Genomic DNA, 11,600 nt, shown 5'->3' with positions numbered 1-11,600 from the left:
GAGGAGGGAGGCATGCCTCCCTCCTCCGCCGACAACGCGGCGAGGTGCGGCACCAGGGCACGCGAGCCCGGCAAGATCCAAACGAGAGGCGCTGGACCTGGGGCGCGTCAGCCGGCGTGCCGCCGGGCCCGCAGGGCCAGGCTCAGGGCGAGCACCGACTGCGGGTCGTCCAGGTCGGTGCCCAGCAGCTCGCCGATGCGGGCCAGCCGGTTGTAGAGCGTCTGCCGGTTCAGATGCAGCTCGCGTGCGGCCTCCGCCTTGCGGCCCGCGTGAGCGAGGTACGCCTCCAGCGTGGGCAGCAGCGCGGGACGCGAGGTCCGGTCGTGTTCGAGCAGTGGACCGATCGCCCGGTCCACGAAGGACGCCAGGTCCCGGTGGTCCCGCAGCCGCCACAGCAGCAGATCGATGTCCAGCCTGCGCGCGTCGTACCAGGGGCGCTCCCCGAGCCCCTGCGCGGCCGTCGCCGCCTCCGCCGCGTGCCGCAGCCCAGCGCCCGCCGCCGCCCAGCCACCCGCGGCCCCGACCACCACGACGACCGGCGTACGGTCCCCGGCCCGTTCCAGGCCCGCCCGGGCGGCCCCGGCCCGCAGCGCCACCGCCACCCGGTCCGCGAGCGCCGTGCGCGTGGTCCCCGGGCGCAGCGCCAGCAACAGCGGAACCCTGCCCTCCACCGGGCGTACCCCCACCAGCACCGGCGCTCCCACCGCCGCGAGCTCCTCCGCCACGGCCCTGGCCAGCAGCGCCCAGCTGCCGGAGGGCGCCGACTCGGGGGCGAGCCGCATCACCACGGGCAGGAGCGGATCCCCGCCCGGCCTGAAGCCCAGGACGCCGGCCTGCGCGGGAGCGCCCTCGGGAGCGATCCGGCCCTCGGCGAGATCCGTGAGGAAGTCACCGCGTCCGCGCGCCGCCACCTCCTCCTCCTGGCGGGCCTGCATCAGCACGACCGCCAGGATGCCGGCGGCCCGCTCGGCCGCCATCCGGTGCACCGTCACCAGCGGGCCCGACACCGCGAGCAGCACCAGCCGGGCCCGTACGGAACCCGCCCCGAGCCCGCCGCCCGGCACCTCCACCAGGACCGAGCCGGCCGGCGGCGCCTCACGGGCGGTGCGTGCCCCGCGCAGCCCCTCCCAGACCTGGAGCGGGTCGGCGCCCACCGGCCCGGTCCCCGTACCCGCGGCGAAGAGCAGCCGGCCGTCCGGGGTCTCCAGGAAGACCGGGTTCGCGGCGAAGTCCGCCAGGATCCCCAGGACCTGCGGCACCCCGCCGCCGCCCAGCAGCGCCTGTGTGCACCGCCGGTGGACCTCCTCCGCCCGCTGGAGCAGGGCGTAGTGGCCGTTGACGATCTCGGTGTGGATCTCCTCGGTCACCGCCACGAACGGCACCTCGCGGTGCAGCTGGACGAGCGGCAGCCCCGCCGTCCGTGCCGCCTCCACGATCGCCGCGGGCAGCCGGCTGAAGCGCGGGCCGAGCTCCACGACCAGGGCGGCGATGCCGCGGTCGGCCAGCTTGCGGACGAAGGCGCGCTGGTCGGCGGGCCGGGATCCGAGGCCGAGCCCCGTCGTGAGCAGCAGCTCCCCGCCCTTGAGGAGTGCGGGGATATTGGGCGCCTCACCGGCGTGCACCCAGCGCACCGTACGGTCCAGGCGGTCCGCGCAGGTCAGTACCTCTGGGAGCCCGCCGCGCAGCCCCGGCAGCTCCAGCGCCCGCCGCACGGTGATCCCGCCCTCTGTTTCCACCGGCTCCGGCCTCGTGCTTCCACTCGTGCGCCCGCGCGCTCGTGTACGTGCGGCGCGAACGGCCCCGGTGTGGAAGCTACCGGGCCCCGCCGGGGCTCGTCACACCATGGCCACCGCGGGCTTGACGTTGTGATTGAGGTGGAACACGTTGTCCGGGTCGTACCGTGCCTTGACCCGGGACAGCCGCTCGTAGGCGTGCTCGCCGAACCCGGCCATGACCCGTTCCTGCCCCTCGCGGCCGATGAAGTTGAGGTAGACCGCGCCGTTCGCCCACGGCATCATCGTGGCGCGCACCTCGCGCACCCACTCCCTGACCCGTTCGTCGTCCGCCTCGCTCTCCCAGACACCGAAGGGGTGCACGGCCCACGGGGAGGAGCGCCAGGGCAGCGGGTAGTCGGCGGGCCCCCGCGCCACCGCGCCGCCCATGGGGAACAGCACATGCTGTGAGTTCGTGGGGACGGGCAATGTGCCCGCGCCCGCGCAGAAGGCCGCCGCCGCCTCGTCGGGGAAACCGTCCAGATACTCCGCCGACCAGTAGTTCCGCATGCCGGGCGGATCGTCGAGCATGCACTGCAGGTCCGCGTACGGAATCGTGTCGACGACCTCCGCCTCGTGCTCCAGCGCCAGCAGGGGTGCGGCCACGTCGCGTGCCTCCGCCTGCGTGCCGGCGAAGGTGATCAGTGCCGCACAGACGAGATGGCCCACCAGGGTCTCGGGCACCCACTCCTCGGGCGGCCCGGTGATGTAGATGCAGGCGCCGCCCGCCGCGTCCGGGGCGGACTCCATCACGTCGCGGTACGTACGGACCGCTTCGGGCCCGTTCTCCGGGCGGAAGAGCACCAGCACCATGCTCATCGCCGGCAGGTCGTGCAGTCGCAGCGTCAGCGAGGTGACCACACCGAAATTGCCGCCGCCGCCGTGCAGGGCCCAGAAGAGCTCGGGGTTCTCGTCGGCGCTCGCGCGCACGGTGCTGCCGTCGGCGGTCACCACGTCGGCGGCCAGCAGGTTGTCGCAGGCCAGTCCGAACTTGCGCTCCAGCCACCCCGAGCCGCCGCCCAGCGTGAAGCCGCCGACGCCGGTGGTGGAGACCCGCCCGCCCGTGGTCGCCAGGGCATGGGGCTGGGTGGCACGGTCCAGGTCGCTCATGACGGCGCCGCCGCCGACGCTGGCCGACCGGGCGTCCCGGTCGACGCTCACCGCACGCATCCGGCGCAGGTCGATCACGAGACCGCCTTCGCTCAGTGCCATGCCCGCGACGCTGTGACCGCCCCCGCGCACCGCGACCTCCAGCTCCTGGTCACGTGCGACGGCGAGCGCCCGCGCGACGTCCGCATCGGAGGCGCACTGTGCCACCACCGCGGGTCTGCGGTCGATCATGCTGTTGAAGACGGTACGGGCCTCGTCGTAGCCCGGGTCGCCGGGAGCGTGGACCTCACCGGCGAAATCGGAGCGGAGGCCGGTCAGAGCGGCATCCGGCAGGGATGTTCGGGGCGTCATGCTGTGCCCCCTTCGCAGGGCGTGACAGGACCCTTCCATCGTAGGTCCGGCCTCGGACTTCGGCCGTTCCGCAGAGTCCTGTCACGTCCTTCGGATCAGCCGACGTACGCCCCGCTGGCCGTCAGTCGAAGCGCCGTGTCGATCAGCGGCACATGGCTGAACGCCTGCGGGAAGTTCCCCACCTGGCGCTGGAGCCCCGAGTCCCACTCCTCGGCCAGCAGGCCGAGGTCGTTGCGGAGGGACAGCAGCTTCTCGAAGAGCCGGCGGGCCTCGTCGACCCGGCCGATCATCGCCAGGTCGTCCGCCAGCCAGAAGGAGCAGGCCAGGAACGCGCCCTCGTCGCCCTCCAGGCCGTCGACGCCGGCGTCGTCGCCCTCGGTGGGGTAGCGCAGGACGAAGCCGTCCTCCGTGGACAGCTCCCGCTGGATCGCCTCGATCGTGCCGATGACGCGCTTGTCGTCAGGAGGCAGGAAGCCCATCTGCGGAATCAGCAGCAGGGACGCGTCCAGCTCCTGGGAGCCGTAGGACTGGGTGAAGGTGTTGCGCTCGGGGTCGTAGCCCCGCTCGCAGACGTCGCGGTGGATGTCGTCACGCAGCTGGTGCCACCGCTCCAGCGGTCCCTCCGCGTCCCCGGACTCGATCAGCTTGATCGTGCGGTCGACGGCGACCCAGGCCATCACCTTGGAGTGCACGAAGTGCCGGCGCGGCCCACGCACCTCCCAGATGCCCTCGTCCGGCTCGTCCCAGTGCTTCTCCAGGTAGCTGATCAGCTTGAGCTGGAGGCCCATCGCGTAGTCGTTGCGGGTCAGCCCCGTCATGTGCGCCAGGTGCAGCGCCTCGGTGACCTCGCCGTACACGTCGAGCTGGAGCTGGTTCGCCGCACCGTTGCCGACCCGGACCGGGGCGGAGTTCTCGTACCCGGGCAGCCAGTCCAGCTCGGCCTCGCCGAGCTCCCGCTCACCCGCGATGCCGTACATGATCTGCAGGTTCTCCGGGTCGCCGGCGACGGCCCGCAGCAGCCACTCGCGCCAGGCGCGGGCCTCCTCGCGGTACCCCGTACGCAGCAGGGAGGAGAGCGTGATCGCCGCGTCCCGCAGCCAGGTGTAGCGGTAGTCCCAGTTCCGCGAGCCGCCGATGTCCTCCGGCAGGGAGGTGGTCGGAGCGGCCACGATGCCGCCGGTCGGCGCGTAGGTGAGCGCCTTCAGCGTGATCAGCGAACGGACCACGGCCTCCCGGTAGGGACCGTGGTACGTGCACTGGTCGACCCACTCGCGCCAGAAGTTCTCGGTCGCCTCCAGGGACGACTCCGGTTCCGGCACACTCGGCGGCTCGTGGTGCGAGGGCTGCCAGCTGATGGTGAACGCGATCCGGTCGCCCGGGGCCACGGTGAAATCGGAGTACGTCGTCAGATTCTGGCCGTACGTCTCCGTGTCCGTGTCCAGCCACACCGAGTCGGGCCCGGCGACGGCGACCGTACGGCCGTCGACCTTGTGCACCCAGGGGGTGACCCGTCCGTAACTGAAACGCATCCGCAGCTCGGAGCGCATCGGCACCCGGCCGCTCACGCCTTCCACGATGCGGATGAGCTGAGGGGCTCCGTCACGCGGCGGCATGAAATCGGTCACGCGGACCGTGCCGCGGGGGGTGTCCCACTCCGATTCCAGGATGAGCGAGTCGCCACGATAGCGGCGCCGGTCGGCCGGAGGGGGCTCAGCCCCCTCCGGGCGGGCGGGGCCCAGCCGCCAGAAGCCGTTCTCCTCGGTGCCGAGAAGTCCGGCGAAAATTGCGTGTGAATCGAAACGTGGGAGGCACAGCCAGTCCGCTGTGCCGTCCCGGCAGACCAGGGCTGCGGTCTGCATGTCTCCGATGAGTGCGTAATCCTCGATGCGCCCGGCCACGTGCGTCTCCAGTCGAACGGCCATGTCGCCCCGCAGGGCGCTTACTGCTGGTCAAGGGGTCGTTGTAATAGAACCGACGAGCTCTTGCGCGGGTGAGCGGGCTGGGGTGGAGCCGCTGGGCCGGCCAACTCGGCAGCGAGTGTCCGAGCAGGATACGACGCACCCGGGAGATCCGCGCGACTGTCCACAGGTTGTCCGTCGCCTGTCACCGGCGAATGGGTGGGACCTGAAACGGACGTGGTGATCTTGTGACCGCGACGGGGGAGGCATGGCCGGAAGCGGCCTCCCTTCGTCGCTGTTACCCTGGTAGCCCGTGGACCGGTGGTCGTCCCGACAGTGGACGAGGCCCCCGAACCGCAGCGACGGCACCTCCGGAAATCTCCGTACGGCACGCCGGCACGCACCTCACGATCGCGACCACGGGAGCCCCCTTTGGCTATGCAGCCCACATCCACGACGACCAAGCACATCTTCGTCACCGGGGGTGTCGCCTCCTCCCTCGGCAAGGGTCTGACTGCCTCCAGCCTGGGTGCCCTGCTCAAGGCTCGTGGCCTCCGGGTCACCATGCAGAAGCTCGACCCCTACCTCAACGTCGACCCCGGCACGATGAACCCCTTCCAGCACGGTGAGGTGTTCGTCACCAACGACGGCGCCGAGACCGACCTGGACATCGGCCACTACGAGCGCTTCCTCGACGTCGATCTCGACGGCTCGGCCAACGTCACCACGGGCCAGGTCTACAACACCGTGATCGCCAAGGAGCGCCGCGGCGAGTACCTCGGGGACACCGTCCAGGTCATCCCGCACATCACCAACGAGATCAAGCACCGCATCCGCCGCATGGCGACCGACGACGTGGACGTCGTCATCACCGAGGTCGGCGGCACGGTCGGCGACATCGAGTCGCTCCCCTTCCTGGAGACGGTCCGCCAGGTCCGCCACGAGGTCGGCCGCGACAACGTCTTCGTCGTGCACATCTCGCTGCTGCCCTACATCGGCCCGTCCGGCGAGCTGAAGACCAAGCCCACCCAGCACTCCGTCGCCGCCCTGCGCAACATCGGTATCCAGCCGGACGCCATCGTGCTGCGCGCCGACCGCGACGTCCCGACCGCCATCAAGCGCAAGATCTCGCTGATGTGCGACGTCGACGAGACCGCCGTGGTGGCCTGCAAGGACGCCCGGTCGATCTACGACATCCCCAAGGTGCTGCACACCGAGGGCCTGGACGCCTACGTCGTCCGCAAGCTCGACCTGCCGTTCCGTGACGTCGACTGGACCACCTGGGACGACCTGCTGGACCGCGTCCACAACCCCGACCACGAGGTCACCGTCGCCCTGGTCGGCAAGTACATCGACCTGCCCGACGCCTACCTCTCGGTCACCGAGGCCATCCGGGCCGGCGGCTTCGCGAACAAGGCCCGCGTCAAGGTCAAGTGGGTCGCCTCCGACGACTGCAAGACCCCGGCCGGCGCGCAGAAGCAGCTCGGTGACGTCGACGCCGTCTGCATCCCCGGCGGTTTCGGCGAGCGCGGAGTGGTCGGCAAGGTCGGCGCCATCCAGTACGCCCGCGAGAACAAGGTGCCGCTGCTCGGCCTCTGCCTCGGCCTGCAGTGCATCGTGATCGAGGCCGCGCGCAACCTCGCCGGCATCCCCGACGCCAACTCCACCGAGTTCGACGCCGCCACGAGCCACCCCGTCATCTCCACGATGGAGGAGCAGCTCGCGTACGTCGAGGGCGCGGGTGACCTGGGCGGCACCATGCGGCTCGGCCTGTACCCGGCGAAGCTCGCCGAGGGCTCCCTGGTCCGCGAGGCCTACGACGGCGAGCCCTACGTCGAGGAGCGCCACCGCCACCGCTACGAGGTCAACAACGGATACCGCGCGGAGCTCGAGAAGAAGGCCGGGCTCGTCTTCTCCGGCACCTCCCCGGACAACAAGCTCGTCGAGTACGTCGAGTACCCGCGTGAGGCCCACCCCTACCTGGTGGCCACGCAGGCGCACCCGGAGCTGCGCTCCCGCCCGACCCGTCCGCACCCGCTCTTCGCCGGCCTGGTGAAGGCCGCCGTGGAGCGCAAGGTCGCGGCGCACGGGACGGGCGCCGACGCGTAAGGCGATACGGTTGACCGGGGTACGGATCCTTGACGGGATGCGTGCCCCGGTTCCTGTTTGTTCGTGGGAGGACGTACATGGGTTTCCAGGACACGCCCGAGGAGTGGCAGGTCACCGCGACGGTGACCCCCTTCACCGGTAACAAGACCAGCGTCCGCACCGACGACGTCGTGATGCCCGACGGCAGCGTCCACAGGCGCGACTACCAGGTCCACCCCGGATCCGTGGCCGTGCTCGCGCTCGACGCGGACGGCCGGGTGCTCGTCCTGCGGCAGTACCGGCACCCGGTGCGCCACAAGCTGTGGGAGATCCCGGCGGGACTGCTCGACATCCCCGGCGAGAACCCGCTGCACGCCGCGCAGCGCGAGCTCTACGAGGAGGCCCATGTCAAGGCCGAGGACTGGCGGGTGCTGACCGACGTCTACACCACGCCCGGCGGCTGCGACGAAGCCGTGCGCGTCTTCCTCGCCAGGGACCTCTCCGAGGCCGAGGGCGAGCGCTTCGCGGTCTCCGAGGAGGAGGCCGACATGGAGCAGGCCCGGGTGCCCCTCGACGAGCTCGTACGGGGGGTGCTCGCCGGCGATCTGCACAACAACTGCCTGGTCGTGGGCGTGCTGTCGCTCACCGCGGTACTCGCGGGCGACGGGGTGGACTCGCTGCGCCCGGCCGAGGCGCCGTGGCCGGCCCGGCCGTTCGAGGTCTGACTCTCCGTCCGGCACATCCGTTCGAGGCGCGACCCGGTACGACCGGTCCGCCTCGCCGCCGGCCCGTTCTCCCGGTCGTTCCGCAGCCGCCGGTCCCTCCTCGTCGGGGACGGACCGGCGCTGGGCCGATCATGGGCCGATCGTACGAAAAGCTGATCCGATCGAGGGATGTGTCCGCCGCGCTCGGCCGTGATCGTCCGCACCACTGAACTACGCTCGAAAGGCCCCGACCGGACTTCCGGCGGGCAACCGCGTGCAGCGAAGTGGAGCGTGGCCCGTGACCGATCAGGCGGTGGACACCAGCGGCCCGGCCCGAGTGGCGGGGACGGCGGGAGCCAAGAAGCCGCCGGACATGACTCCACATCAGTTCTTCGGCCGCGAACGTGAGTTGAAAGCCCTTCAGGAGGACATCGAAGGGGCGGGTCTGGACACCCTGGCCGGCCGCAAAGCGGCCCGCGCCAGAGTCCTGCTGATCGCCGGACGGCCCGGATCCGGACGCACCGCGCTCGCCGCCGAACTCGCCCGCCGGCTCGCGGAACCCGGTGACTACCCCGACGGAGTGTTCCGGGTTTCGCTCACCGAAGCCGGAGGTGAGCGCGTCCCCGCGGAACGCACCGCACGCGCACTCCTGGACCTGCTCTCCGTCGCCGCCCCGCCCGGGGCCGACGAGGACGAGTTGTCCGAGATGGTCCGCGAGGCGTTCGCCGTACGCCGCGCCCTGATCCTGCTCGACGACGCCGTGGACGCCGAACAGGTCGATCCGCTGCTGCCGGACAACCCGGACTGCCTGGTCGTCGCCACCGCGACCGGCCCCCTCACCGGAATCCCCGGAGTCCGGCCGTGCACCATCGGCGGGCTGGACGCGGGTTCCGCCGTGCAGCTGCTCGCCCGCACGATCGGCCAGGTCAGGATCACGGTCGACCCGCGGACCGCCGAGACGCTCACGGAGGAGTGCGGGGGCCTGCCCGCCGCACTGACCCTGGTCGCGGGCTGGCTCGCCGCCCGGCCCGGCGCCTCGGTCGCCGATGTCGCCAAGCAGCTGCGCGACCAGCGGGACGACCCCGAACAGCCCACCGGTGAACGGCCGTTGGCCCGCGCCTTCCGGCTGGTCCACGATTCGCTCCCGCCGGCCGCCGCCGGGATACTGCGGCTGCTCGCCCTCGCCCCCGCCGGACTGGCGGACGCCCATACCGCCTCCGCGCTGGCCGGGTGTTCGGTGTCGGCCGCCCAGACGACCCTGGACGACTTCGTCCGGTTCGGACTGCTCAGGACGAACGGCGCCGAGCTGCCGCAGTACGAGGTGCCCGGCTGCCTCGCCCCGCTGGTGCGCGCCGTGCTGGAGGAGCGGGAGCGGCCCGCCGAGATCCAGCTGGCCCGGGCCAGGATGCTGGAGCGGACCGTGCGCCGGCTCCAGGCCTGCCGCGCGGTGACCGATCCGGAGGATTCCCCGGCCCGCCGACGGCTCGCCGGGCTGCCGCGCTCCCTGCGCTTCCCCGATCCGGGATCCGCCGCCGAGTGGCTGCGGATCCGGGAGCCGGCACTGCTGGCCTCCGCCCGTGCCGCGGTGCACGACGGGGACCTGGACACCCTCGCCCGCCGGCTGGTGGCCGCGCTCGTCCGCGCCCTCGCCGTGCACCGGGGCACCGAGGACGCCGCTCCCGTGCTGTACGGGCTGCACGGCCTGGTCCTCGAGGTGGCGGAACGCCGCGACCTGCCCCGGGAGAAGGCCGCTGCCCTGCTGAATCTCGCCGACCTGGACGCCGGGACCGGCCGTACGCGGGAGGCGCTGGCCCGCTACCGGGCCGCTCTGGACGCCGGACGCGCGGCGAACGACCTCTACGCGACCGCCAGGGCGATGGAATCCGCAGGCGGCGCGTACGCGGAGCTGGGGGACTTCAACCGGGCCTCCGACTGGTACGGCCGGGCGCTCGCGCAGCGGCTCACGCAGGGGGAGCGGGCCGACGAGGCGCGGCTGTACGGGCGGCTCGGAGCCGTCCACACGTACGCCGGGCGCTACGGCGAGGCGCTGCGCAACTGGCGCGCGGCGGCGGCCGGCCACCGGAGGCTCGGGGACCTGCCCGCCCAGGCACGTGCGCTCAGCGAGGCCGCGCGGGTGCAGGAGTACGCGGGCAGGCCGCAGGAGTCGCTGCACACCTGCCGGGAGACGGTCGACCTTGCGCGCAGGGCGGGTGACGTGCGCCTCCAGGCCGCGCTGGAGCTCAGGCTGGCGGACACCCTTGACCGGCTCGGGGACCCGGCGGCGGCCAGGCTGCACCGGGCGGCGGCCGAAAGCCTGCTGGGCGAGGAGGGCTCGGCCTACGAAATCCGTAGTACTTCGAACGAAACTTAATGCTTTGTAAGGCTGGACAGCGAGAAGCCCTTCATTAATGATGGCTCTGCCGCGTATCTCTGCGGTGTCTCCCCCTATGCTTGGTTCATGCGGGTATCTCCCGTTATGCCCGAGCGACTCTCCGAGCCAAGGACCGTGATCGACGTGAAGGTCGGCATCCCCCGCGAAGTCAAGAACAACGAGTTCCGGGTGGCGATCACCCCTGCCGGAGTGCATGAGCTCGTCCGTCACGGCCACCAGGTCCTCGTCGAGCGGCACGCCGGCGAGGGTTCCTCCATCCCGGACGCGGAGTACGTCGCCGCCGGCGCGCAGATCCTGCCCACCGCCGACGAGGTCTGGGCCGCCGCGGACCTGCTGCTCAAGGTCAAGGAGCCGGTCGCCGAGGAGTACCACCGCCTCCGCAAGGGCCAGACGCTCTTCACGTACCTCCACCTCGCCGCCTCCCGTGAGTGCACGGACGCCCTGCTCGAATCGGGCACGACCGCCATCGCGTACGAGACCGTCGAGACCGCGACCCGCGCGCTGCCGCTGCTCGCCCCGATGTCGGAGGTCGCCGGCCGCCTCGCCCCGCAGGTGGGCGCGTACCACCTGATGCGCTCGGTCGGCGGGCGCGGTGTGCTCCCCGGCGGCGTCCCCGGTACGGGCTCGGCGAGGGCCGTCGTCATCGGCGGCGGGGTCTCCGGCTGGAACGCCACGCAGATCGCCGTCGGACTCGGCTTCCACGTCACGCTGCTCGACAGGGACATCAACAAGCTGCGTGAGGCCGACAAGGTCTTCGGCACGAAGGTGCGGACGGTCGTCTCCAACGCCCTCGAGCTCGAGAAGGCCGTCGTCGAGGCGGACCTCGTCGTGGGCGCCGTTCTGATCCCGGGCGCGAAGGCGCCGAAGCTGGTCACCAACGAGCTCGTCGCCAAGATGAAGCCCGGAAGTGTTCTTGTCGACATTGCGATCGACCAGGGAGGCTGCTTCGAGGACTCGCATCCGACGACGCACGCCGAGCCGACCTTCATGGTCCACAACTCGGTCTTCTACTGCGTCGCGAACATGCCGGGTGCGGTCCCGAACACCTCCACCTACGCGCTCACGAACGCCACGCTGCCCTACATCCTGGAGCTCGCGAACCGGGGCTGGGCCGAGGCCCTGCGCCGCGACGCCGCGCTCGCCAAGGGTCTCAACACCCATGACGGCCAGGTGGTTTACCGCGAGGTGGCCGAGGCGCACGATCTCGACCACGTCGAACTGACCACGCTTCTCGGCTGAGCGGCTCGGACGCCTTGGCGACGACCTGCGGCAGCACCTCGACCAG

At 71.7% G+C, this 11,600-nt stretch carries 7 protein-coding genes; 4 read left to right on the top strand and 3 right to left on the bottom strand.

All coding sequences use genetic code 11. The annotated features are described in order from the left end of the window. Positions 1–107 precede the first annotated feature (107 nt). The 3 genes from ACFWFI_RS34210 to ACFWFI_RS34200 form a co-directional block, all read right to left on the bottom strand. Positions 108–1,736: a PucR family transcriptional regulator gene (locus ACFWFI_RS34210; protein WP_387398024.1), complete on the bottom strand. Its 1,629-nt coding sequence runs from the start codon at positions 1,734–1,736 to the stop codon at positions 108–110. 99 nt (positions 1,737–1,835) lie between these two features. Then, positions 1,836–3,233 (bottom strand): FAD-binding oxidoreductase, encoded by a 1,398-nt coding sequence (locus ACFWFI_RS34205; RefSeq protein WP_387398021.1) that lies wholly within the window; start codon positions 3,231–3,233, stop codon positions 1,836–1,838. A gap of 95 nt (positions 3,234–3,328) precedes the next feature. Further along, positions 3,329–5,131, bottom strand: coding sequence for a glycoside hydrolase family 15 protein (locus ACFWFI_RS34200; protein WP_387398029.1), 1,803 nt, complete (start codon positions 5,129–5,131; stop codon positions 3,329–3,331). A 438-nt stretch (positions 5,132–5,569) separates the two neighbouring features. Here ACFWFI_RS34200 and ACFWFI_RS34195 point away from each other — a divergent pair, with 438 nt between their 5' ends. The 4 genes from ACFWFI_RS34195 (at position 5,570) to ald (ending at position 11,554) form a co-directional block, all read left to right on the top strand. Further along, positions 5,570–7,240 carry a CTP synthase gene (locus tag ACFWFI_RS34195; protein WP_387398019.1) on the top strand — a complete coding sequence of 557 codons (1,671 nt, stop codon included), beginning with the start codon at positions 5,570–5,572 and terminating at the stop codon, positions 7,238–7,240. 77 nt (positions 7,241–7,317) lie between these two features. Then, positions 7,318–7,944 carry an NUDIX domain-containing protein gene (locus ACFWFI_RS34190; RefSeq protein ID WP_387398018.1) on the top strand — a complete coding sequence of 209 codons (627 nt, stop codon included), beginning with the start codon at positions 7,318–7,320 and terminating at the stop codon, positions 7,942–7,944. 277 nt (positions 7,945–8,221) lie between these two features. Beyond that, the gene (locus ACFWFI_RS34185; RefSeq protein WP_387398017.1) at positions 8,222–10,294 is read left to right on the top strand and encodes a tetratricopeptide repeat protein; all 2,073 of its coding nucleotides are present in this window, start codon (positions 8,222–8,224) and stop codon (positions 10,292–10,294) included. Positions 10,295–10,438: 144 nt separating this feature from the next. Next, positions 10,439–11,554, top strand: a complete 1,116-nt coding sequence (gene ald / locus ACFWFI_RS34180) for an alanine dehydrogenase (protein WP_387398027.1) — start codon at positions 10,439–10,441, stop codon at positions 11,552–11,554. Positions 11,555–11,600: the final 46 nt, after the last annotated feature.

Origin of the sequence: Streptomyces sp. NPDC060209 (genome assembly GCF_042728155.1) — a bacterium.
GTDB lineage: Bacteria > Actinomycetota > Actinomycetes > Streptomycetales > Streptomycetaceae > Streptomyces.
This window is presented reverse-complemented; position numbering and strand designations above follow the sequence as displayed.